Below are 24,110 nucleotides of genomic sequence, written 5' to 3'. Positions count from 1 at the left end.
TGTGCGCCCAACGCCCTCTTCCGCCCCGAACCGCGAGTAGGACGGCTTTCGCGGCGGTGCGGCTCACGCAGAGGACGTACGGCTGGGTGGGCGGTGGGGTGAGGAGGGCGGGGGCGGGGGCGTGGGGTGGGTGGTCCGTGTTCCGGCGTAGGTGACGCGCCCGCTCACCGCTGGGTCGCGCGTCCGCGGACCAGGGGCAGGAAGACCTCGTCCACGATCTCGGTCAGCACTTCGTCGGGGACCTGGGGCAGGCCGCGGACGGCGTATTCGCCGCGCAGGAGGGTCAGGGGGACGGAGGCGACGCGTGGGTGGACCGCCCCGGCCGTCGCCTCGCCGCGGGCCGCGGCGCGTTCCAGCAGGGTGAGCCATGCGGTGTCCGTGTCGCTCGCACCGGCCTGTTCCCGCAGGAGGGTGAGGAGTTCGGGGGTGTCGGCCGCCGCCGCGAGCAGGTCGCGGAGTACCGCGCCCTGGGGTGACGACCAGGTCGTGTTCGCCGCGCGCAGCAGTGCCAGCGCGTCGCCGCGCAGCGTTCCGGTGTCCGGGACGCGCAGCTCCGCGTCGGCCAGGTGGCGGTAGGCGGCGACGCCCAGCGCGGCGCGCGACGGCCAACGCCGGTAGATCGCGTTCTTGTTGGTGCCCGCGCGCTGGGCGACCCGGTCCATCGTCATGCCCGCGTATCCGCCGGCCTTCAACTCCTCGGCCGCCGCTCGCAGGATCGCCTCCTCCAGCACCGCGCCCCGGCGCCGGGTCGCGTTGCCGCGCTGCTGGTCGGGCGCCATCGTGGCCCCTCCTTCCGAGATAGGGTACGGTCGGTACCCTAAAGTGATCGCAGATCGGACGGATCGGAGCGGTGATGCGCGCCTTCGGTATCAACTACGACACCGGATTCCTGTCGGGCGGGACCACGACCCACGAACCCTTCCTCCCGGACATTGTCCAGCGTGAGATGCGGGTGATCCGCGAGGACCTGCGCTGCGAGGCGGTCCGCGTCACCGGCGGCGACGCCGACCGCCTGGAGACCGCCGCACGGGCCGCCGCCGACGCGGGGCTGGAGGTCTGGTACGCACCGTTCACCAACGGCCTGACCCAGGACGAACTCCTGGCGTTCCTCCTCGACGCCGCCGAACGCGCCGAGCGCCTGCGCCGCGACGGCGCACGCGTCGTCTTCCTCACCGGCTCCGAGATCACCCTGTTCACCGACGGCTTCCTGCCCGGCGACACGCTGCGGGAACGATCGGCGCACCTGGCCGACCCCGCCGCGTTCCGCGCCCTCCTCCCTCAACTCGACGTTCAGCTCAACGCGTTCCTCGCACGCGTCGTGAATGAGGTACGCGCCCGCTTCGGCGGCCCGGTCGGCTACGCCTCCCTCGCCTTCGAAGGCGTCGACTGGACACCGTTCGACATCGCCGCCACCGACGCCGGCTACCGCGACGCCACCAACGCCGAATCCTTTCCCGACGCACTCCGCGCCCAGGTCGCGCGGGACAAACCGCTCGGCGTCACCGAATTCGGCTGCGGCACCTTCCGCGGCGCCTACGACCTGGGCGGCCGAGGCGACTCGATCGTCGAATGGGGCGACGACGCCCGCCCGCTGAGCATGGCCGCCGGAACAGTGCGCGACGAGCGGGAACAGGCTTCCTACATCCGGGAGATGCTCCACATCTACGACACCGCCGGCGTCGACGCCGCCTTCGTCTACACCTTCGCCCGCCGCGACCTGGCGACCACCGCCCTCGACGACCCGGAACACGACTTCGACGCCGCCAGCTTCGGCGTCGTCCGCATCCTGCCCCCCGGCACCGCCCAAGGCCCCTACGCCGGCCTGGGATGGGAACCCAAAGCAGCCTTCCACGTCATGGCCGAGTTCGGCCGGGCCCGCGCCGAGGCGTGAGGTTCCGGCCCCGCCGCGCCCTGCCGTGGACGTGTCCATGCGGCCCATCCCGCGCCGTGCCCATCGGCCAGGTGGCTCAGCCAGGCGCCCGCACGGTGGTGTGCCGTCGGAGCCGTATCCGCCGGTGAAGGGCCCGTAGGTCGCGGGAACATGACCGCCACGTCGCGTTCCCGGCCGGGGTGTCTTCGCGTGACGCCACACCCCCCGCCTCGTTCACCGGGCGTGACAACATCGGTGACGGCGGCGGAGTCCGGGTCGGGGTCTTCGGGCGGTGACTTCTCGGAGTTGGTCCGAGAGGTCCGGGCGGCGGGGCTGCTGGAGAAGGCGACCGGGTATTACGTGCGGGACGCGGCGGTCAATGGGGTGTGGTTGGCCGCGTTGGGGGGTGTGTTGGTGGTCGCGGGTGGGTCGTGGTGGGTGCTCGCGGGGGCACCGGCGGCGGCGTTGTGGTCCGCGCGGGTGGCTTTCGTGGGGCATGACGCGAGCCATCGGCAGATCGTGCGTTCGCGGGCGGGAAACCGGCTGATCGGGCTGGTGCACATGTCGTTGTCGGCCGGGGTGGCATTCACCGGATGGCGGGACCGCCACGTGCGCCACCACGCCCGCCCCAACGACCCGCGCCGGGACCCCAACGTCGTCGAGAGCGCGTTGGCGTGGACACTCGCGGCGGCGGAACGGTGGCTGCCCGGACGCGTGGTGGCCGTCGCCCAGGGGGTGTTGTTCCTGCCGCTGCTGGCCCTGGACGCCGCGGTGGTGAGCCTCAGCAGCGCGCTGGGCCTGCGCAGGCGCCCCAGGTGGGAACGCCTGCTGGAAGGCGTCCTGCTCTTCACGCATTTCACCGGGTACGCCGCCTGCCTGCTGGCCGCGCTGGGCCCGGTGCGCGCCGCGGCCTTCGCGGTGCTCCACCAGACGCTCTTCGCCCTCCACCTCGGATGCAGCTTCGCCCCCAACCACAAGGGCATGGCGATAGCCGACGCGGAAACGGAATGGGACTTCTTCCGCGCGCAGGTCCTCACCTCACGCAACGTACGGCCGTCGCCGCTCACCGACTGGCTGCTCGGCGGCCTCAACTACCAGATCGAGCACCACCTGTTCCCCGCCATGCCGCGCCCCCACCTCCGGCACGCCAGGGCCCTGGTGGTCCGGCACTGCCGACGCGTCGGAGTGCCGTACACCGAGACCGGCGCTCTGGAGTCGTACCGCGCCGTGCGCCGGTACATGGCCGCGGCTCCTGGCCGCCGGACCGCCTCCCGAGTACGTCGACCGGTGCGATGACAAACGCGTCCCGCCCTGCCGACGGGAAGAAGACACCGCGCACCGCTTCCCGGATGGAGTAACCCTTATTTGCTTATGCCCGTTATGTCCGTCCAAGATCGTGGTCGATCGGGACCGGTCGCCGGGGGTTCGCCCGCGGCCGGGGGCGGGCTGAACTGGACGGAAGGGCCAGGGTATGCGTGGTGGTCGATTCGGGGCGGGGCCCAGCGGGCGGGCGGTCGCGGTGGTCGGGGTGGGGTGCCGGCTGCCGGGTGGCATCGGTGATCTGGACGGCCTGTGGGGCGCGTTGGAGGCCGGCCGGGACCTGGTGACCGAGGTTCCCGCCGAACGGTTCGACCAGGCACGGTTCGTGGACACCAGCATGCCGAGGCCGGGCAAGTCCTACACCGCGGCCGGCGGTTTCCTGGACGACATCGCCTCCTTCGACGCCGACTACTTCGGCATCGCGCCACGTGAGGCCGCACAGATGGACCCGCAGCAGCGGCTGCTGCTGGAGATGACCGCCGAGGCGCTGGACGACGCCGGACTCGCCCCGGAATCGCTGGCCGGGTCGGACACGGCGGTCTTCGTCGGGATCTCCGACCACTCCTACGGCGCGTTGCAGATGCTGTCACCACGGGCCGTCAACGCCTACACCATGTCGGGCGCGGCCTCCTCGATCGCCGCCAACCGGCTCTCGCACCACTTCGACCTGCGCGGACCCAGCATCGCGGTGGACACCGCGTGTTCGTCCTCGCTGGTGGCACTGGTACAGGCCCAGGAGGCACTGCTTTCCGGACGCAGCCGGGTCGCGCTCGCCGGGGGCGTCAACGTCCTGCTGAGCCCGTACCACTACGTCGGCTTCAGCCAGGCGTCGATGCTCTCACCGAGCGGCCGGTGCCGTTCGTTCTCGGCCGGGGCGGACGGGTACGTACGGGCCGAGGGCGGCGGAGTCGTACTGCTCAAGCGGCTGACGGACGCGCTCGCCGACGGCGACCGGATCCACGCCGTCGTGGTGGACAGCGCGGTCGGCAGCGACGGGAGGACCCCCGGCCTGGCGCTGCCCAACGCCGACAGCCAGGAAGCCCTGCTGCGGCAGGTCTACCACCGGGCCGGGATCGACCCCGACGACGTGGCCTACCTGGAGGCACACGGCACCGGAACCCCCGCCGGCGACCCCATCGAATGCCACGCCATCGGCAAGGCCCTCGGGGTGCGCCGCACCCGTGGCGCGCTGCCGATCGGCTCGGTCAAGTCCAACCTGGGCCACTCCGAACCGGCCTCCGGGATCACGGGACTGCTCAAGGGCCTACTCGTGCTGCGCCACCGCCTGGTGCCGCCGACGCTGCACGCCACACCGCCCAACCCGCACGTCGACTTCGCCGCGCTGCGGCTGGCCCCGGCCGTCGACGCCGTGCCGATCGAGGTGGGCGAACGCACCGTGGTGGGCGTCAACTCCTTCGGCTTCGGCGGGGCCAACGCCCACGCGATCCTGGCCGCGCCCCCGGTGACCGCCGGTGTGGCGTTGCCCGCGCCCGCCGTCCCCGCCGACTCCGTGTCCGACCCGGCCGACGCCTCGGGGGACGGGGTCCGGCTGCCCGTCGTCGTCAGCGCCCGCACCCGTACCGCTCTCGTCGGCGCCATGTGCCGTACCGCCGAACGACTGGCGTCCGCGCGCCCGGAGGAGTTCTACGACCTGGCGTACACCACGTGCGTACGGCGCGGCCGGCATCCGCACCGGGCGGTGGTCCTCGCCGCCGACCCGCGCCAGGCGGCCGAACGGCTGCTGCGGCTCGCCGAGGACGTCCCGGTGGCCTCCGGCGAGGAAACGGCGTCGGCCGGCCCGACGGCGGCCCGGCAGAAGCTGGCCTCCCTGCGTGCCGCGCTGGCCGGGAACGCGCCGGGCACCGGAGCCACCGTCCCGGAACTGGCCGCCGCACTCGCGCGGGGACTGGGAGAAGACACCGACACCTCCCGCCCGCACGGCCCGGCGACGGCACCCGAAGCCGACGCCCAGGAACCCCCGTCCCGGACGGAACGGGCCCTGGGAGCGGTCGCCGAAGCCGTGCCCGGCGGCCGTTGTGTCTTCGTCTTCTCCGGCAACGGCGCGCAGTGGCCCGGGATGGCCCGCGACCTGTACGCGGACGACCCGGTGTTCCGGGAAGCGGTCGAGGACGCCGACCGGGTGCTGGAGCCGATGCTGGGCTGGTCGGTCGCCGAGGAGATGCGAAGCGCCGCCGACGCAGACCGGATGGCGTCCACGGAGGTGGCCCAACCACTGCTGTTCGCCGTCCAGTTGGGCATCGTGCGGATGCTCGGCGCCCAGGGCGTCGAGCCGGCGGCGGTGGTGGGACACAGCGTGGGCGAGATCGCCGCGGCCTGCGTGGCCGGCGCGCTGACCCTCGAAGAGGCGGCGCTGCTGGTGGCCACCCGCAGCCGGGTGCAGTCACAACTGGCGCAACGGGGCCGGATGGCCTCCGTCACGCTCTCCCGGGCGGAGGCGGAAAGGGAGATCGAGGCTTTCCCCGGAGTGGATGTCGCCTGCGTCAACACAAGCCGGGACGTCACCGTCGCGGGCCCGACCGAGGACGTCGAGGCGTTCGTCAGGCAACTGCACGACCGCCGCGTCGCCTGCACCCTGCTCGACCTCGACCACGCCTTCCACACCCGGGCGATGGATCCCGGCGAGGAACCGCTGAAGGCCGCCCTGGCCGCACTGACACCGTGTCCGACCCGTATCCCCATGGTCTCCTCGGTCACCGGCGCGCCCATCGACGGCGCCACGCTGGACGCCGCGTACTGGTGGCACAACATGCGCCAACCCGTGCTCTTCGCCCCCGCGATCGAGCACCTGCTGGACGAGGGCTACGACGTCTTCGCAGAGATCGGCCCCCACCCGATCCTGCGTCCCTACATCCGACGGATCACCGGCGCCGCGAACAAGAAGGCAACCGTGGTGCCCACGGTTCGCCGCGGTGGCGACGCACCGATCGACCTGCACAACGCCACCGCAGCGCTGCTCGCCTGCGCCGCCGATCCCGACTGGGGCGTGCACTTCCCCCGGCCCGGCCGGGTGGCCACGCTCCCCGCCTACCCCTGGCAGCGGCAGCGGCACTGGAGCGGAGACCCGTCGGCGTGGACCGGGGGCCTGGGCAAGGGCGGGTACGACCACCCGCTGCTGGGCGACCGGCTGGCGGCACCGGCGCCGTCGTGGGTCGGACTGGTGGACGCGGTACAGGTGCCGTGGCTGGCGGGCCACCGCGTCGGCGGCGCGGTCATCCTGCCCGCCACCGGCTTCGCGGAGATGGCCCTGGCCGCCGGACGGCGCGTCTTCGACGCCCCCGCCGAGGTTGAGCACCTTGAGCTGTACCGGGCCGTGGTGGTGCCGTGGGATGACCCGGGCCAGGTCTCGCTGCACGTCACCGTCTCGCCGGAGGACGGCATCGTCACCATCGGCGCCGGGGAGGGACACACCGGCGAAGTCCGCGTGCACGCCCGCGGCCGGGTACGCCGTCTGCTGCGCGAACGCCCCGCACCGGTGGACCTGGCGGCGGTCGGCGCGCGCTGCGCCCGGCGGGTCGACATCGCCGCGCAGTACCGCGAGCTGTCCTCGGCCGGCTTGGACTACGGTCCGTCCTTCCAGGTGCTGTGCGAAGCGTGGACGGGGGACGGCGAGGTGCTGGCCACTTACCGGCACACCGATCCGGCCAACGGCTACGAAGCCCATCCCGCGTTGCTGGACGGCGCGTTGCAGGCCGGCGCCCCGCTGCTGGCCGATTTGCTGGCGGACGGCCGCCGCGCCTACCTGCCCGGCGCGCTGGACGCGGTCCGCGTCTGGCGGACACCGCCCGCCGAAGGCATGGTGCACGTGAGGGAACGGGCCCGCTCCGCCACCGAGGTGTGCTGGGACGTCACCGTCATGGACCGCGACGGCACGGTCGTCGCGGAGCTGGAAGGATGTCGGCTACGGGGCTTCGACGGGATGCGCAGTAACCGGCTGAACGTCCACGACTTCGTCATGCGGGCGGCGCCCGACACGAACCTGCCGTGCGAGCCGTCCCCGCTGCCGGGTCCGTCCCAGATCCTCAAGGACGCCGAAGCGGACATCGAGAGGCTGCTGCCCGCCTGGCGGGAACAGGACTGGGACCGTGCGCGGCAGCTGTCGCACGAGATGATCACGCACAGCACTGCTGCTGCCTTCGCCGACCTGCTGTCCGACCCGGTCCGGCCCTTCACGGTCGATGACCTGATCGAAAGCGGTGTGCTCCCGCGCCACCGCGATCTGCTGCGACTGTTCGCATCCCTGCAGGAGGAACACGGGCTGCTGCGCACCGACCTCGCCGGAAGGTGGGAACTCACCCGCACGGATTTCGACGTCGAAGCGCTCATGTGCCGTATGGTGCGCGACCTCCCCGCCTACTGCACCGAGATCGCGTTGTACACCCACAACGCGGACCACATCGGTGAGCTGCTGCGCGGAACGATGGATCCGTTGGAGGCGCTGGTGTCCGACGGAGGCATGGACCGGCTCGAAGACTTCTTCAGCACCGCACCTGGCACGCACCACCTCAACCGCACGGCACAGGCCCTCGTGCGCGCCATCGTCAGCCGCTGGCCGAAGGAGCGGCCGTTGCGCGTCCTGGAGATCGGTGCCGGTACCGGCGGCACCACCCGCGCCCTGCTGCCCCTGCTCCCACCCGAGCGCACCCGGTACACCTTCACCGACGTCTCCGCGCTGTTCTGCGTCCGGGCGGAGAAGCGCCTCGCCGCATTCGACTTCGTCGAGTACCGCACGTTCGACCTCAACGGCGACCCGGCCGAACAAGGCTTCACCGACGGCGGGTTCGACCTCGTCGTAGCCGCCAACGCCCTGCACACCGCCCGCGACCTGACCCGCGCCCTGAGCACGGTGCGCCGCCTGCTGGCGCCCGGCGGACAACTGCTGGCGGTGGAGACCCACAACCCACTGCTGATGGTCCCGCTGTTCGGGTTCATGGAAGCGTTCTGGGACGTCACCGACCATGACCTGCGGCCCGAAACCCTGCTGCTGCCCGCGCACCGTTGGCCGCGACTGCTGCGCGACACCGGCTACACCGACATCGTGCAGACCGCGCACGGGGCCGAACACACCGGGGGAGACTTCTCCGTCCTGCTGGCCGCCACCCCGCACCACACCACGCACACGGCACCGCTGCCCACACCCGCACCGCACGACCGCTGGATCGTGGCCGGCGACCCGACCGCCCGAACCGAACCGACGGAAAGCGCCACGCTGACCCGAGCGCTGACCGACGCCCTGCGCTCCACCGGGCCCGATGCGCAGCGCATCCCGGACCCCGAGGACACCGAGCAGTGGCACCACCACCTCGCCGCCGGGGACGACACCGCCACGGTCAACGCCGTCTTCGTCCTGGACGGCGACGTCCACACCGACGCCGCCTCCGAGCTGGACACCACGACCCGGCGAGCGGCCGTACTGCGGGCCTTCGCCACCGCCTGCGAACGTCTCCCCGCCGCCCGACGGCGGATCGTGCTGTGGCTCATCACCCGGCCCACCGGCGCCCTGCCCGCCCCCGAACGACCCCTCGCCCCGGCCGACGCGGCCATCTGGGGACTGACTCGCACCCTCGCCAACGAACACCCCGGCATCACGGTGCGCCGGCTCTCCCTGGAACGCGGTGACGACCCGGCCCGCGACGGCCTCGCCGCAGCCCGTGAACTGCTGACACCCGGCGACGAGGACGAGATCGTCCTCACCCGTGCCGGCCGCTTCGTCCCCCGGCTCACCGAACGCACCACCGCCGCGCAAGGCACCTGCGGCCCGGCCGACGTACCCGCCTACACCCTCAAAGCCCACGACCCGGGGCTCGCCTACCGCCTCGCCTGGACCGAGTCCCGCCGCCCGCGGCCGGGCCCCGGTGAGATCGTGATCGCCGTGCACGCCGCCGCCCTCAACTACCGTGATCTGATGCAGACCATCGGCGTCCTGCCCGCCGATGCCAACACCGGTGGCGAAGACCCCGGCATGGAATGCGCCGGCATCGTCGAAGCCGTCGGCGAAGGCGTCACCGGCCTCCGGCCCGGCGACCGCGTCGCCGCTCTGGCCCCCGGAGCGTTCGCCTCCCACGTCCGTACCTTCGCCGACGCGGCGATCCGGCTGCCGGACGGCATCACCTTCGCGCAGGCCGCCACCATGCCGGTGGTCTTCCTCACCGTCCAGTACAGCCTGGGCCGTCTGGCCCGTCTCACGGCCGGGGAGACGGTCCTCGTCCACGGCGGCGCCGGCGGCGTCGGGCTCGCCGTCCTCCAGTACGCCCGGCACGTCGGCGCCCGGGTCATCGCCACCGCCGGCGACCCCGTCAAACGCTCACTGCTGCGCAGCCTGGGCGTCGAGCACGTGCTGGACTCCCGCAGCATGGACTTCGCCGAACACATCCGGCGGATCACCGCGGGACGGGGCGTGGACGTCGTCGTCAACTCGCTGGCCGGCGAGGGGATCTCCCGCAGCCTGGAGACCCTCGCCTACGGCGGACGCTTCATCGAGCTGGGCAAACGCGACATCTACGAGAACAAGCCGCTCCTGCTGCGCCCCTTCGCCAAGAACATCGCCTTCTTCGGCGTCGACCTCACCGCCCTGCTGCACGAACCCGAGCTGGCCAAGGAGCAGTTCCGGGAACTCGGCGAGGCCATCCGGTCCGGCCGCTACCGCCCGCTGCTGCACACCGTCCGCCCGGCCGCCCGCATCGCCGACGCCTTCCGGCTGATGCAGCACTCCCGGCACATCGGCAAGCTCGTCATCACCTTCGACCCGGCCGACGAGCCCCCGGTCATCGAACGCCACCGCCCCGCGCCCGCCTTCCACCCCGACGGCACCTACCTGGTCACCGGGGGACTGAGCGGCTTCGGCGCGGCCACCGCCCGCTGGCTCGCCGACCACGGTGCCCGCCGCCTCGCCCTGGTCGGCCGCCGTGGCGACCAGGCGCCGGAAGCCGATGCGCTCCTCGCCGACCTGGCGTCCCGCGGCGTGCACGCCGGTGCCCTCGCCGCCGACGTCACCGACCCGCGGGCCGTGGAACAACTGCTCCGCGACATCGAGTCCGACGGCCACCCGCTGCGCGGCATCGTGCACTGCGCCATGCACCTGGACGACGCACCCCTGACCGAACTGACCGACGACCGGTTCCGCGCCGTCCTCGCCCCCAAACTCGTCGGCGCCCGCGTCCTCGACACCCTCACCCGCGACCGGTCGGTCGACCTCTTCCTCGCCTACTCCTCGGCGACCGGCACCGTCGGCCACCTCACCCAGGCCCCCTACGTCGCCGGCAACCTCTACCTCGAAGCCCTCACCCGGCAACGCCGCCACACCGGACTCCCCGCCAACGCCGTCGCCTGGGGCGCCATCGGCGAGACCGGATACGTCGCCCGCAACAACCTCACCCGCACCATGACCCAGGCCGGCATCGAACCCCTCACCCTCACCGAGGCCTTCCGCGCCCTGGACAACACCCTGGTGTCCGGCGAACCCTGCGTCGGCATCGGCCGCTACAACTGGATCCCTCTGCTGAAGCTTCTGCCCGCGATCCACACCCCGAGGATCGCGGCCCTGCTCCCCACCCACATCGACACCACCACCCACACCCGCGACGAACTCCTGTCCCTCCTGGCCGGCCTCTCCTCCCAGGAAGCCCACCAGTTCATCGCCGACTCCATGGCCCAACTCCTCGTCGGCGTCCTCCAGACCACCCCCGAACACATCGACCACCACCGCCGCCTCGACGAGTACGGCCTCGACTCCCTGATGGCCACCGAAATGCTGGTCACCGTGCGCCAGCAGTACGACATCGACATCCCCCCGATGGAACTGCTGCGCAGCAACGGCACCATCGCCGACTTCGCCCGCATCATCCACACCCGCCTCGGCCTCGCCACCCCCACCGCCACCCCCACCGCACTCCCCGGCCCCCGCACCGCCCCGTCGTCCGACGACACATGCGGTGACGCCGAAGCCGACGCCGTGCGGCCGACCTAAGGGCTGTCCCGTAACTGCTGGTCACGGGTGAGATGATCTTGCTGTGTCTGGTGTGATCACGGCGTCTGAGCCCTCCTGGATAGCCCCGTTCACTGGGCTGAGCCCGCGCCAGTTCGGCAAGCTGATCACCGCGCTCCGGCGTGAGGGTGTGGACCCGGTGCGCAAGGGTCGGCCATGGAGCCTGCCGCTGGAGGACCGCGTGCTCCTGATCGCCGCGTACTGGCGGACGAACCTGACCCTGCGCCAACTGGCCCCGCTGTTCGGGGTGTCCAAGTCGGCGGCCGACCGCATCATCGACCACCTCGGGCCCGCGCTCGCGCTCCAGCAGCGCAAGCGGTTCCGCAAGGACACCGTGCTCATCATGGACGGCACCCTCGTTCCCACCCGTGACCACACCATCGCCGAGCAGTCCAAGAACTACCGGTACTCCACCAACCACCAGGTCGTCATCGACGCCGACACCCGGCTCGTCGTCGCGGTCGGCCGACCAGTCGCAGGCAACCGCAACGACTGCAAGGCGTGGGAGCTGTCCGGCGCGAAAGACGCCGTCGGCAAGACCACGGTCATCGCAGATGGCGGCTACCGGGGCACCGGCCTGGTCATCCCGCACCGCCGCGAGAAGGGCCAGACCGAACTCCCGGAATGGAAGGAGGAGCACAACGCCTCCCACCGCAAAGTCCGCGCCCGTGTAGAGCACGTCTTCGCCCGGATGAAGGGCTGGAAGATCCTTCGCGACTGCCGGCTGAAGGGCGACGGCGTCCAGCACGCCATGCTCGGCATCGCCCGCCTGCACAACCTCGTCCTTGCCGGGTGACGCAGAAACCAGCAGGCCACCAGACCCGTCAGAGATCATTTACGGGACAGCCCTTAGGAACCACGGGCCCACACCGACAGCGTCCGAGCCGTCGACGCCAACTCGGCCGTGCTGAGCGGCGGCTGCCGGTGTGGGCCACGATTCGTGCCCGGCCGGGTCAGCCGATAGGCTTCCCGGTCACGACCGCACCCCGTTCGACCAACGAGCCGGTCAGGGCTCTGCCGCAGTCGGTGGCGACGTACCCGGCCGCCCCGCCGATCTCTGCCTGCCCGGGCCCTGGGACACGGGGGCGACGCGACCTCGCCGAAGGGCTCGCCCTGACCACCGCCAAGCTGAAGACCACGATGGTCTCCTGCGGCTCCACCACCCTGCCGGAGTTCCGCGCCACGGCCCGGCTGACCGTCGTCTCGGAACAGAGCTTCCAGGAGAGCCACGCCAACGTCACCCTGCGGGACACCCCGGCGACGCTCTCCTGACAAGCCAGCGGCACTCGGCCGCCGCCCCGGGGTGATCCGCGCCCACGGATCTATGCGTGACACACATGAACACAACACAACAGGCATTTCTGGCGCGGCGCGGAAGTCATTAGCGTCGATGACATGAGCGAAACCTTCCGCGCGAGTCTGTGCCGCCAGGAATCCGCGATCACCGTCCTGGGCGGCCCCACGGCGGTGATCGACCTGGGCGGACTGCGCATCGTCAGCGATCCGACCTTCGACGAGGCGGGCCCGCACGGGTACCTCACCAAGACGGCGGGCCCCGCCGTCGACGAGGACGGTGTGGGGCCGGCCGACGTCGTCCTGGTCAGCCACGACACGCATCCGGACAACCTCGACGAGCGCGGCCGTGCGTTCGCGCGGGCCGCCCCGCTGGTGCTCACCGGCCCCCGGGCCGCCGACCGGCTGGGGCCGACGGCCGTCGGCCTCGCACCGTGGGCCGCCCACCGCGTGCCCCGCCCGGACGGCGGCGGCGACCTCACCGTGCTGGCGGTCCCCGCGGTCCACGGCCCCGAGGACGGCGAGCGCGACGCCGACGGGAACGTCAACTGCGAAGTCACCGGGTTCGTGCTGTCCGGGCAGGGGCTCCCCACCGTCTACGTCAGCGGCGACAACGCGTCGATCCGCACCGTAGCGGAGATCTCCCGCCGGGTGCCCGACATCGACGCGGCCGTCCTGCACGCCGGAGCGGCCCGCGTCCCGGCGAAGTTCGACGGCCGCCCCCTCTCCCTCGACGGCCGAAGCGCCGCTGCCGCCGCGGCCGTCCTCGGCGCGGGCACCGTCGTCCCGGCCCATTACGTCGGCTGGGCCCACTTCTCCGAGGGACTGCGGGAGATCGAATCGGCCTTCCACGACGCCGGCCTCTCCTCCGTACTGCGGGCCGCCGCCCACGGAACGTGGGTACCACTGACCCGCTGACCGCCCACATACCAACCAGCGGACCGGCAGGGAACGACACACATGCCATTCGTACGCATCGATCTCATCCGCGGACGTCGTCCCGACGAGCTGAGGGCCATCGCCGACGCGACACACCGGGCGCTCGTCGACGTGCTGGCCATCCCCGAGCGGGACAGGTTCCAGATCGTCACCGAACACGACGCGGACCACGTCATCGCCCTCGACGCCGGCCTCGGCTTCGAGCGGACCGACCGCCTGGTGATGATCCAGATCTTCACCCAGTTGGGCCGACCACCGAGGTCAAACAACGCGTCTTCCAGGCCATCGCCGAGCGACTGGAACCCCTCGGCATCGGCGGTGCGGACATCTTCATCGGCATCGTCGAGAACGGCCCTCAGGACTGGTCGTTCGGCTTCGGACGCGCCCAGTACACCGAGGGCGCCCTGCCCGTCCCCGGCCGTTGACACCTCCGCCGGCCCACCGGCCGCACGGACCCGCCCGCGCACCGTCCGCCCGCTGACCCGGCGGACGCCTGAACGAGGAGGGCTTCACCTTGCTGACAACGCGCCTCACGCACGCCCTGGGCATCACGCACCCCGTCGTGCTCGCCCCCATGGACGGTGTCGCCGGGGCCCGGCTCGCCACCGCCGTGACCAGCGCGGGCGGACTGGGCCTGCTCGGCGGCGGCTACGGCGACGGGGAGTGGCTGAAGCGGGAGTTCGCCGCCGCGGCCGGTACCCGGGTCGGATGTGGCCTCATCACCTGGAGCCTGGCCCGCCGCCCCGAACTGCTCGACGTCGCCCTGGAGCACCGGCCTGCCGCGGTCATGCTGTCCTTCGGCGACCCGGCCCCGTTCGCCGACCGGATCCGCGCCGCCGCCGTACCGCTGTTGTGTCAGGTCCACACGCTCGACCAGGCCCGCCAGGCCCTCGACGCCGGAGCCGATGCCGTCGTCGCGCAGGGCGGGGAGGCCGGCGGGCACGGGGTGGGGACGCGGTCGACGTTCACCCTGGTACCCGACGTCGCCGACCTGATCGCCGACCGCTCCCCGGCCACGCTCCTGCTGGCCGCGGGCGGCGTGGCGGACGGCCGCGGGCTCGCCGGCGCGCTCGCCCTCGGCGCGGACGGTGTCCTCGTCGGCACCCGCTTCTGGGCGACGGAGGAAGCCGTGGTCCCGGCTCGCGCCCAGGCCCGCGCGATGGCCGCCGGCGGTGACGACACCGTACGCACCAGCGTCTTCGACATCGTGCGCGGATACGACTGGCCCGACGACTACAAGGGCCGCGTGTTACGCAACGGGTTCGTCGACAGGTGGCACGGACGCGAGACGGAACTCACCGCCCAACTCGCCGAATGCACTGGGCAGTTCGAGGACGCCGTCTCACGACAGGACTTCGACGTCGCCAACGTGACCGTCGGCGAAGGGGTGAGCCAGATCCACGACACCCCGCCCGCCGGAGAAGTGGTGCGCCGCATGACGCGGGACGCCGCCGCCCGCCTCGGCCGCTGGGCTTCGCCGACCACCGCGGTCGGCGGCCGAGACGGCACCGCCCCACGGGAACCCGAGGTCAGCGGACCCTGACACTTACGGTCGGCGTGAGCCACTTCGGGCCGAGGTGCCGCTTCCGACGGGGATCATCCTCGTAGAACGCGCCGCGGAACCGCGACGTACCCCGCTGCCGTGTCTTCATCCAGGTGTCGACGGATCCGCCCATGCCGATGTCCCCGCGAGCGCACGTCACCGTACGCCAGACACCCCCGCCCACCCGCTCCTGAACGCAGAACCGCTGGAAACGGTCGTCGTCGTTCGAGGCGTTGCCCTTCACGACGCGGTCGGCGTCCACGTCATCGGCAACGCGACCGTACTGTTGCGTTACGGCGCGCTCACCGTGCTCGACCGTGGACCACGGCCTCCCGGTCCTCACCACCCCGCGCGGCTTCGGTGGCGCGACCGGCTTGGCGACCTGGCGGGGACGCACCGCCGACCACGGTGGCTCCCGGGCCCGGGTGAGCGCCGGTCCGGACGAGCCGCCGGTGGTGTGGTGAACGGTTCCGTCCGGGCCGGCAACGTGGCCTGCGCCGTGCCTTCCGGTCAGCAGCGCAGGAGCTGGCCCGTCGCCGCGAGGTGGTCGAGCACCTCGCGGGTGGTGGCGCTGGCACGCGCGAGGTCGCCGTGGGTGAAGTAGGCGATCTCGGCGATCTCGGATCGGGGGCTCGGCTCGCCGGTGTGTGCGGCGGTGCAGCACACGGTGCGCACGGTCGTGCCGGCCGGCTTGCCATGGGCCGGGGCTTCGACGACCAGCAGGGGGGTGATGGTGGAGGCGTCCAGGCCGACGCCGAGTTCCTCGCGGATCTCGCGGACCAGCGTCTGCTCGGGGGTCTCGCCGGGCTCCGGTTTCCCGCCGGGCAGGTAGAACGCCGCGCTGCCGTGGGAACGGGCGGTCAGGAGCCGGCCGGCGTCCAGGTGGATCCAGGCGACCTTCTCGATCACATCAGGCATGGTGGTCCTCAGGTGGTGGTGGGGGCGTCGGCAACGTGCCGTTCACCGCCGTTGCGTCGCTGCCAGAACCGGTAGACGTCGACGGCGTCCTCACGCGGTTCGTACCGCATCGGCAGGCGCCGCTCGGTGTAGTCCTTGGCGAACTCGTCGTAGAACGTGGCGAGTTCGAAGTACTTGCGGTCGTCGACGTAGTGGGGTTCGTAGGCGTCGCGGGTGGTGAGAAAGACGACCTCGTCGGGGGAGCAGTAGTACAGCGAGCCCAGACACATCGGGCAGGGGTGGGCCAGCACGTAGATGGTGGTACCCGTCAGGTGCTCGGTGCCCAGCTTCCGGCACGCCTCGCGGATGGCGAGGATCTCCGCGTGCGCCGTGGGGTCGTTGGTCTGGGCGACCTTGTTCGGGCTTTCGGCGAGGATCTGACCATCCTTGACGATGACGGTCGCGAACGGTCGGCCGCCCTCGGCGACGTTCTGCCGGGCGATGTCGATGGTGCGCTGGACGAAGTCCATGATTACTTCCTTGGGGAGGAGGGGCGGGCGGGTGGTGTCCCGGCTCGCCCGGGGCTGGGCTGATGTCTCGTCAGAATGGCTTGGTCGGCAGGTACTTGCCGTCCAGGGTGATCACGGCGCGCTCGCCGCCCTCGGGGTCGGCGACCTTCTGCACGTCCAGCCTGAAGTTGATCGCGCTGATGATGCCGTCGCCGAACTGCTCGTGGACCAGGGCCTTGAGGGTGGTGCCGTAGACCTGGAGCATCTCGTAGAAGCGGTAGATCGTCGGGTCGGTGGGGACGCCGCCGGGGATCGACCCGCGGGTGGGGATGGTCCGGAGGAGCAGCGCCGCGTCGTCGTCCAGGCCGAGCAGTCCGGCGACGGCCTGGGCGGACCGCTCCGGCAGGGCGTGCTGGCCGAGGACGGCGGCGGTGGTGAAGGCGACCGAGAGGCCGGCGGCGTCGGCGATCTGCTGCCAGGTGAGGTTCTTGCGGGTCTTGGCCTCGACGGCCTGGGCGGCCAGGGCCTGGCGGGCGGTGGGGTCGAGCTGGGCGTGTGCCATGGGGCGGTGTCCTTTTCGTGTTGTGCCGTCGTTGTGCCGTCGTGTCGTTGTGTCGTTCGCGGGTGACTGCCGGAACGGGGGGTGTCGGGCCGCCTCGGTGCGGCGGCGGGGGTGGGGGCCGGGTCAGGCTGCCGTCGCCGGGGCGGTCCCGGTGGCGTCCAGCACCTCGACGTGGCCGGTGCCGATGTCGAAGACCCAGCCGTGCAGGGTGACCTTCCGTCCGGCCAGGGCGCGGGCGACCGAGGGGTGGGTGGCCAGGTTCGCCAGTTGCGCGAGCACGTTCCGGCGGACCAGGGTGGCCACGTCACCCGTGGTGGTACGGGCGACGGAGGCGTCCGCATGACGCAGCCAGTCGGCCACCGCCGGCGCGGCGCTCAGATCGTGCCGCTGGGCGAGGGCGGTCATGGCGCCGCAGGCCGAGTGGCCGCACACCACGATGTCGGTCACACCCAGCACCGTGACGGCGTACTCCACGCTCGCCGCCACCCCGTCGGCGCCGGGGGCGTGGGCAGGCACCAGGTTCCCGGCGGTCCGGACGACGAACAGCTCACCCGGCTCACAACCGGTGATCAGCTCCGGGACGACGCGAGCGTCGGAACAGCCGATGAACAGCGTGTGCGGTGTGTGCCGCGTGGCCAGGCGGGCGAAGAGGTCCCTCCTGGCCGGGAAGACGTCCCGCTGGAAACGCGCGACGCCCTCGGCGAGGTTGCGCATGGATTACTCCCTTCGGTGGCCGCCCGCGCTGTGGGGCCGGCGCGATGTGCGGGTCCGGCGCGTTGTGCCGGGGACCGGCGCGATGTGGGGGCCGGACGCAATCCACCATGCATGACCTGGCCCTATAGAGTCCAAGACTTGCTGTCGATGACTTCCATCGATGGGATCTATGCTTTCTCCATGGCCCTGGAACTGCGGCACCTGCGCTACCTGCTCGCCGTGGCCGAGCACGGCAACTTCACCCGCGCCGCCGAAGACCTGCACATTTCCCAGCCCACGCTGTCCCAGCAGGTCAGGCAACTCGAAAAGGCCCTCGGCGTGCAGCTGCTGGACCGCACCGGCCGTGCCGTACGGCTCACCGACGCCGGCGAGGCGTACACGCACCACGCCCGGCGGGCCCTGCGTGACCTGGCCGCGGCCGAACGCGCCGTCCATGACGTCCAGGACCTCTCCCGCGGCCACCTCCGCCTCGCCGTCACCCCCACCTTCACCGCCTACCTCGTCGGCCCCCTGACCGCGCAGCTCCACACCCGCCACCCCGGCATCAGCATGACCGTGCGGGAAACAACGCAGGACGCCATCGAAAACTGGCTGCTCGCCGACGACGTGGACCTCGGCATCGCCTTCACCGGCCCCCACCTGCCCGGCATCACCGCCACACCGCTGTTCACCGAAACACTCACCCTCGTCACCGGCACCCACCACGCCGACCTCGCCCACCGGACCCCACTGCCGGTCGACAACCTCACCGGGCTGCAACTCGCCCTGCTCACCGGTGACTTCGCCACTCGCGGCCACATCGACGCCTACTTCGCCGACCACCACGTCAACCCGGAGATCACCGTGGAGGCCAACTCCATCCAGGCCCTCACCGAGTTCGTCCAGCGCACCCCCACCGCCACCGTGCTCCCCGAAGCCATCACCCACGACCACCCCGCCCTCCACCCCGTCCCCCTCGCCCCGCCCCTCCCCACCCGGACCGTCGCCCTCCTCCACCGCACCGACGCCTACCGCACCGCCGCCACCCATGCCTTCACCCGCGTCCTCCACGACTACATCGGCACCCGCGGATACCCGCCTCCCGGCCGGAAGTGACATCGCCTGCCGGCTGCCCGCCCTGCTCACCCACGAAGCCGTGGTCGATCTCCGCTCACGGGCGTGGTTGGTGGCGTCGGGTGGGTCCGGTGACGGTGTTGTGGGGGACGACGTACGCGGCGTTCGGTCTCGTTTGCGCGGTGATCGGAAGACCGCTGTTCCACGGGCTCGGTGCCCGGGCGTCCTCCGGCCTCGATTACGCGGTCGTGGCGGTGGGAGCGCTGGCCGCCCTGGTGGGTGCGGCGGTCGTGCGGTGCGGGTTGCGTACCGGGTTGCGGGTGCTGCTGTGGATGCTCTGCGGGCTGTCCGGGATCGCCGCGTTCAGCCTGCTGATGGACCTGATCACGCTGTTGTTCGGGCAAGGCGTGGACAGTTGGGCGGCTGCCGCGAACCGTGCCATGGCCGCCGTCGGTGTGCTGCTGCTCGTGGCGACCGACCGTTCCTTCCGCCGTCGGCCCCCAGGGACCACGTGCCCGTATCGTCCCGTGCCCCCGCGCGGGTCCAACTCGCCGCCTGCGCCGGGACGGTGGCGTTCCTGCCGTACATCGCGATGAAGCAGTTGTGGGCATGGGGAGGCACCTTCGCCGGAACGAGCAACGAGGAGATGCTGGCGTCCTCCCGACGCAACGGGGCCTCGGGGATGTGGCTCATCCTGGAATCCTGGGGCCTGGACCCCACCGTGCTGCTCGCCGCACTCGGCGTCTTCCTGCGCTGGACGCTCCCCCTCACCGGCCGGCGCGTTCCGCGCTGGCTCCCGCTGACCCCGGCCCTGATCGGCGCCGCCGCCCTGGCCCCGTACGGAGTGCTCGGAACCGTCTACTGCACCCTCGCCACGACCGGCGTGGTGACGATGAGAGCAGGTGACTTCCACTCCTCACAGGATGCCCTGTCGGCCGGCTGGATCGGCATGACCGCATTCGCCGTGTACGGGGTCGCCCTGGCCGTCGCCGCCCGCTCGTACTGGCGCCGGACGGTCACCTGTTGATCAGGACAAGGCGGGGCGGGCGGAGTGCGCCGTGAGGATGGCTTCGTTCCGCCGCTCCGCCCGGCCGCGCGCAGCCCGCCGGCTGGGGCGGTCGCCGCGGCCGGATCCGCGGCGTGCGACGCGTCGGTGGGCAGCGCGACCGGACGGCACTCTCGCGGGGGCGTCGTCCCGTGCGGGTCGGGCTCGCCGGTCGCGGCGGCCGGGGAGGAGCGGTTGCCGCTGCCGGCGGCGCGGGCGGGCCGGGACGGCCAGGAACCCGGGAGCGAGCACCGTGGGCGCCGCCCAGTGCGTGGTGCGCGATGCCATCACTCCGTCTCCGGCCCGCCGGGTGCGGGAGACGGGCGGGTCCGCCGCGCCGCCCGTAGCGCGCCTCCGGCCTGGTGGACCGAGCCCCGGCGACCGCCCCTGCTGTCCTTCTGCGCTACCTCTCGGACGCGCCGCCACGCCGGCGGGTGACCGCGGCGACCAGCTCACCGGCCAGCGGCACGGACAGGGCCGCCAGGCCTGCGCACCGGGTTCTCGGCATCGGGGGACACGGATTCGAGGCTGTCAGCCGATGGTCGGCCGAGATGCGCCGAGGGGGGAGCGGTGCCGATCCACGATCCCCTCGACGATTCTCATCAGGCGGTCCCCCGCCTGATCGATGCTTCCGTTCTGCCTGCTGACCTGCGCGCCTTCGAGTACGAAGGTGATCTCGGCTGCGGCCTGCTCGGGGTCGGGCAGCCCGGCCTCGGCGCACATGCCCACCAGCCTGCGGGTCTGGTGGGCCTTGTGCTTCTCGATCACTTGCCGTGCGGGATGGGAGCGGTCGGGCAATTCGGCGAGGGAGTTGATGAACGGGCAGCCCCGGTGCGAGATGGCGGGCAATCCCTCGGCGATGAAGCGGGCCAAGCCCAGGATCTGCTCCCTGGGCCGGCCGGGGTACTCCGTCTGGACCCGGTCGATGGCCGCCTGGTAGTCGGCGGCGACGATCCGCATCCACTCCGCGACCAACTCGTCCTTGGTTTCGAAGTGCCGGTAGATCGCCATTTTGGTGGTCTCGGCCTTCTCGGCGATCGCCTGGAGGCTCACCTGCCGGATTCCCTCGTTCTGGAAGAGCTCTTCCGCCGCGTCAAGGATGCGCTCACGGGGCGGCAGTTTCGCCACCCTGCTCGGCCTTCTGGCGGTCGATGTCATGACTGCTCCGTGACGTCCGGTCGGTGCGGGACCCCTTGCCTCACCGCTCCTACGGTACCACTTCGTTCTACGCGATACCGCCTGGTATCGTCAGAGACTCATCAGTATCGTCCTTTCCGCTAGGAGCAAAAAATGAGAGTTGCCGAGTACGTGAACTACGACGCGGTCGGACTCGCGGAGCTGGTGGCCGAAGGGGAGGTGACCCCCGACGAACTGCAAGCTGCCGCGATCGAAGCCACACAGGCGGTCAATCCGCAGATCAACGCCGTTGTGGAGACCTGGCCGACCGACGACGTACCCAAGCCCGGCAGCACCCCGCTGGCCGGGGTCCCTTTCCTGGTCAAGGACATCGGCGTCTCCATGGCCGGGCGGCGCATGGAACTGGGCAGCCGCCTCGCGGCCGGCAACGTCGCACGCGCCGACTCCTTCCTGATGCTGCGCTTGCGCCGCGCCGGACTGGTGACGTTCGGACGTACCGCGACGTCGGAGATGGCCTACAGCATCACGACAGAACCCGTGCTGTACGGCGCGACCCGTAACCCGTGGAATCTGGAGCGGAGCGCGGGCGGATCCAGCGGGGGTGCGGGCGCGGCTGTAGCTGCCGGGGTCGTGTCCCTTGCCCACGGCACCGACGCCGCCGGCTCGCTCCGTATCCCCGCCGCCTACAACGGCCTCTTCGGGTTGAAGCCCACCCGCGGCCGGGTCTCCATGGGCCCCGACTTCGACGAGGTCTTCAGCGGCCTGGCCGTGCACGGCAGCGTCAGCCGCACGGTACGCGACAGCGCGGCCCTGCTCGACCAGATCCGCGGCGCGGAACCGGGTGACCCGTACTTCGCCCAGCAGCCGTCCCGGCCGTACACGGAGGAAGTCACCCGCCACCCGGGCCGGCTGCGGATCGGTGTCCTCACCCAGGCATGGGGTGGACGCCGCACCACCGCACCGGTGGCCGACGCCCTCTCCCGCACCACGGGTCTGCTCGAATCCCTCGGCCACCAGGTGGAGGAGGCCGGGATCGGCCTCGGGGCCGACTGGGAGGAGTACGTCCTGGCCAACGCCCACCTGTTCACGGCGAACCTGGTGGCCTCGCTCGACGAACTGGCTGCCGCCTTCGACCGGCCCATCGATTCCTCCACCCTCGAACCTGCGACCCTGGCCGGCTACCACTACGGGCAGCGGGTCAGCGGCGCCCAGTTCGTCGCCGCTTTCACGATCCGCAACCGTGTCGCCCGCAGCCTGGCACGGTGCTTCGACACCTACGACATAGTGCTCACCCCGACCGTGCCGGAGCTTCCCACGCCCCTGGGCGCCTATGCCGAGAGTGCGCAAACGCTGGACGGCCTCGGCTGGATCGACCGCGTCTTCGACCGCTCGCCGTTCACCATGCCGTTCAACATGGCGGGCACGCCGGCCATGTCGGTGCCGTTGACGGCCGACGCCGGAACGGGGCTTCCGATCGGTATGCAGTTCGCCGCCGGATACGGCTTCGAAAGCCGCCTCTTCCGCCTTGCCGGCCAGTTGGAACAGGCCAGCCCGTGGTCGGGTCGAATCCCCCCGGTGTGGGCGGGGAACCGCACGGGCCACTGAGAAGCGCCCCTGCCGCCGGGAGCCAACGAGCCGTGCGCTGAGCGAGCGGGCGAAGCACCTCGCGCATGTCGTCCCGGTACGGCAGGACCCCGCACACGGTCACGGTGCGCGCCGCCCGCACCACCCTCGTCGTCGGCCCCACCTGCCGACGTTCCACGAAGGAGCCCCGCTCATGTCCGCAGTTCCAAACTCCAGCACACGCCGCGACGTCGAATTCGACGCGGACGGCACCACATTGCGCGGCTGGTTCTATCCGGCCCCTGACAGCACCCCGACCGCCGCCGTCGTCATGGCGCACGGGTTCTCCCTGGTCAAGGAGGCGTACCTGGACCGCTACGCCGAGCGGTTCGTCGCCGCCGGGCTGGCGGTGCTGGTCTACGATCACCGCAACTTCGGCGCGAGCGACGGCAGTCCTCGCCAGGAGATCGATCCGTGGCGTCAGATCGAGGACTACCGGCACGCCATCACCTACGCCAGTACACTGCCGGAGGTCGACCCCGACCTCATCGGGGTGTGGGGGACCAGTTACAGCGGCGGGCACGCCATCGTCGTGGCGGCCAGCGACCTGCGGGTCAAGGCCGTGGTCTGCCAGGTGCCCGCAGTCAACGGCGTGCAGACCGGATGGCGGCGTACTCCCATGGCGCAACTGGCGGCAGCCGGCAGGCAGTTCGCGGCTGAGCGGATCGTCCGCATGCGAACCGGCGAAGTCACAACACGCCCGGTGATCGGCGGCGCTGCCGACGGCCCCGTCTACGCCGCCGACGACGCGTCCGACTACTTCACCGCGGTCGGAGAGATCGCCCCGTCGTGGCGCAACGAGGTCACCGTCCGCACCGGCGAGTGGAGCCGTGTCTACAACGCCAGCGACTATATCGAGATGGTAAGTCCCAGGCCGCTGCTGATGATAGTCGCAGACGACGACACCACGTCGGGCACCGACTTGCAGTTGTCCGCCTTCAACAGAGCGTTGGAGCCCAAATGGTTGCGGATCATACCCGGCGGCCACTTCGGCCCCTATGTCGAACAGTTCGAGGCCACCTCCTCGGCCGCCGCCGAGTTCTTCGCGGCCCATCTGCACGCGAGCCGCCGCTGACATGTGAACCGCTACCTTCGATCGTTCATCCTGATCAAAGGCGCTGGAAGGCCTTGGCTGGATTCGTCGTGTCTTCGACCGGTCATCGTTCAGCGTGGCGGCCATGCCGGCCATGTCCGTGCCGGCGACGGCTGACGCCGGCACGGGGCTCCCGCTTGGTATGCGGTTCGCCGCCGGTTACGGGCTCGAAGGCAGTCTCCACCGTCTCGCTGGACAAGCTGCCGGCCCGCTCCCGCCACGCATCCATCCGCTCCCTGGAGCGGTACGCCCGTCCCGGCGTGGAATCGGTCGCCCGGCACGTCGCCGAACGCGACCTGCACCGCCTTCCGCGAGGCCGGCCGTGTCGTCCACACCGTCCAGCTGCTGCGCCACCTCCCGGACGCCCCGCCGCGACGAGACCTGGCCCGCGAATACCCCACCCACGAAGCCCGCTGCGCGGCGACGACCCCGGCACGGACGGATACGGCCGAGCGGCCTGACTCCGCCCCTGACGCGTCCGCTCGCCGAGCGCGTCCGTCGTTCCGCCGG

The 24,110-nt window shown here is 71.6% G+C and carries 19 protein-coding genes and 1 pseudogene; 14 read left to right on the top strand and 6 right to left on the bottom strand.

Annotated features, from left to right (window positions below):
* Window positions 1–164: 164 nt before the first annotated feature.
* Entirely contained in the window at window positions 165–779 is a 615-nt protein-coding gene (locus tag SCATT_RS00855) for a TetR/AcrR family transcriptional regulator (protein WP_014140962.1), read from the bottom strand.
* Window positions 780–853: 74 nt separating this feature from the next.
* Between SCATT_RS00855 and SCATT_RS00850 the strand changes: the two genes are divergently transcribed.
* The 9 genes and pseudogenes from SCATT_RS00850 to SCATT_RS38415 all read left to right on the top strand — a co-directional run bounded on the left by SCATT_RS00850 (window position 854) and on the right by SCATT_RS38415 (window position 15,431).
* Window positions 854–1,891, top strand: a complete 1,038-nt coding sequence (locus SCATT_RS00850) for a hypothetical protein (protein WP_014140961.1) — start codon at window positions 854–856, stop codon at window positions 1,889–1,891.
* 234 nt (window positions 1,892–2,125) lie between these two features.
* Entirely contained in the window at window positions 2,126–3,166 is a 1,041-nt protein-coding gene (locus SCATT_RS00845) for a fatty acid desaturase family protein (RefSeq protein WP_014140960.1), read from the top strand.
* A gap of 175 nt (window positions 3,167–3,341) precedes the next feature.
* Window positions 3,342–11,174, top strand: a complete 7,833-nt coding sequence (locus SCATT_RS00840; protein ID WP_014140959.1) for a type I polyketide synthase — start codon at window positions 3,342–3,344, stop codon at window positions 11,172–11,174.
* A 43-nt stretch (window positions 11,175–11,217) separates the two neighbouring features.
* Window positions 11,218–11,988 (top strand): IS5/IS1182 family transposase, encoded by a 771-nt coding sequence (locus SCATT_RS00835; RefSeq protein WP_014627237.1) that lies wholly within the window; start codon window positions 11,218–11,220, stop codon window positions 11,986–11,988.
* A gap of 230 nt (window positions 11,989–12,218) precedes the next feature.
* Window positions 12,219–12,464 carry a hypothetical protein gene (locus tag SCATT_RS35855; protein ID WP_014627253.1) on the top strand — a complete coding sequence of 82 codons (246 nt, stop codon included), beginning with the start codon at window positions 12,219–12,221 and terminating at the stop codon, window positions 12,462–12,464.
* A gap of 123 nt (window positions 12,465–12,587) precedes the next feature.
* Window positions 12,588–13,403 carry an MBL fold metallo-hydrolase gene (locus tag SCATT_RS00825; RefSeq protein ID WP_014140957.1) on the top strand — a complete coding sequence of 272 codons (816 nt, stop codon included), beginning with the start codon at window positions 12,588–12,590 and terminating at the stop codon, window positions 13,401–13,403.
* A gap of 42 nt (window positions 13,404–13,445) precedes the next feature.
* Window positions 13,446–13,849, top strand: a pseudogene (locus SCATT_RS40685) (tautomerase family protein).
* 89 nt (window positions 13,850–13,938) lie between these two features.
* Window positions 13,939–14,967 (top strand): NAD(P)H-dependent flavin oxidoreductase, encoded by a 1,029-nt coding sequence (locus SCATT_RS00820; protein ID WP_014140955.1) that lies wholly within the window; start codon window positions 13,939–13,941, stop codon window positions 14,965–14,967.
* Window positions 14,968–15,284: 317 nt separating this feature from the next.
* Window positions 15,285–15,431 (top strand): hypothetical protein, encoded by a 147-nt coding sequence (locus tag SCATT_RS38415; RefSeq protein WP_014627249.1) that lies wholly within the window; start codon window positions 15,285–15,287, stop codon window positions 15,429–15,431.
* Window positions 15,432–15,477: 46 nt separating this feature from the next.
* On the opposite strand, the gene SCATT_RS00810 is transcribed toward SCATT_RS38415, so the two are convergent.
* From SCATT_RS00810 to SCATT_RS00795, 4 genes are all read right to left on the bottom strand, one after another.
* The gene (locus tag SCATT_RS00810; RefSeq protein ID WP_014627248.1) at window positions 15,478–15,885 is read right to left on the bottom strand and encodes an NUDIX hydrolase; all 408 of its coding nucleotides are present in this window, start codon (window positions 15,883–15,885) and stop codon (window positions 15,478–15,480) included.
* A gap of 8 nt (window positions 15,886–15,893) precedes the next feature.
* A complete protein-coding gene (locus SCATT_RS00805) occupies window positions 15,894–16,394 on the bottom strand; it encodes a nucleoside deaminase (protein ID WP_014140952.1) in 501 nt (166 codons plus the stop codon).
* Between the two features lie 70 nt (window positions 16,395–16,464).
* On the bottom strand, window positions 16,465–16,935 hold the full coding sequence (cynS, locus tag SCATT_RS00800; RefSeq protein WP_014140951.1) for a cyanase: 471 nt from the start codon (window positions 16,933–16,935) through the stop codon (window positions 16,465–16,467).
* A gap of 123 nt (window positions 16,936–17,058) precedes the next feature.
* On the bottom strand, window positions 17,059–17,649 hold the full coding sequence (locus tag SCATT_RS00795) for a carbonic anhydrase (protein WP_014140950.1): 591 nt from the start codon (window positions 17,647–17,649) through the stop codon (window positions 17,059–17,061).
* A 180-nt stretch (window positions 17,650–17,829) separates the two neighbouring features.
* Here SCATT_RS00795 and cynR point away from each other — a divergent pair, with 180 nt between their 5' ends.
* From cynR to SCATT_RS39240, 3 genes are all read left to right on the top strand, one after another.
* On the top strand, window positions 17,830–18,744 hold the full coding sequence (gene cynR, locus SCATT_RS00790; protein WP_014140949.1) for a transcriptional regulator CynR: 915 nt from the start codon (window positions 17,830–17,832) through the stop codon (window positions 18,742–18,744).
* An 89-nt stretch (window positions 18,745–18,833) separates the two neighbouring features.
* Window positions 18,834–19,298 carry a hypothetical protein gene (locus SCATT_RS39245; RefSeq protein ID WP_014140948.1) on the top strand — a complete coding sequence of 155 codons (465 nt, stop codon included), beginning with the start codon at window positions 18,834–18,836 and terminating at the stop codon, window positions 19,296–19,298.
* Window positions 19,214–19,729 carry a hypothetical protein gene (locus SCATT_RS39240; RefSeq protein WP_231905015.1) on the top strand — a complete coding sequence of 172 codons (516 nt, stop codon included), beginning with the start codon at window positions 19,214–19,216 and terminating at the stop codon, window positions 19,727–19,729. The genes SCATT_RS39245 and SCATT_RS39240 overlap by 85 nt, the downstream gene beginning before the upstream one ends.
* Window positions 19,730–20,278: 549 nt before the next feature.
* Here the strand turns inward: SCATT_RS39240 and SCATT_RS00775 are convergent.
* Window positions 20,279–20,905 (bottom strand): TetR/AcrR family transcriptional regulator, encoded by a 627-nt coding sequence (locus SCATT_RS00775; RefSeq protein WP_041824299.1) that lies wholly within the window; start codon window positions 20,903–20,905, stop codon window positions 20,279–20,281.
* A 132-nt stretch (window positions 20,906–21,037) separates the two neighbouring features.
* Here SCATT_RS00775 and SCATT_RS00770 point away from each other — a divergent pair, with 132 nt between their 5' ends.
* On the top strand, window positions 21,038–22,489 hold the full coding sequence (locus SCATT_RS00770) for an amidase (protein WP_014140945.1): 1,452 nt from the start codon (window positions 21,038–21,040) through the stop codon (window positions 22,487–22,489).
* A 172-nt stretch (window positions 22,490–22,661) separates the two neighbouring features.
* Entirely contained in the window at window positions 22,662–23,582 is a 921-nt protein-coding gene (locus tag SCATT_RS00765; RefSeq protein ID WP_014140944.1) for an alpha/beta hydrolase, read from the top strand.
* Window positions 23,583–24,110: the final 528 nt, after the last annotated feature.

Origin of the sequence: Streptantibioticus cattleyicolor NRRL 8057 = DSM 46488, from assembly GCF_000240165.1 — a bacterium.
Lineage (GTDB): Bacteria > Actinomycetota > Actinomycetes > Streptomycetales > Streptomycetaceae > Streptantibioticus > Streptantibioticus cattleyicolor.
The sequence above is the reverse complement of the archived record's forward strand: the minus strand, read 5'-3'. Positions and strand labels throughout refer to the sequence as shown.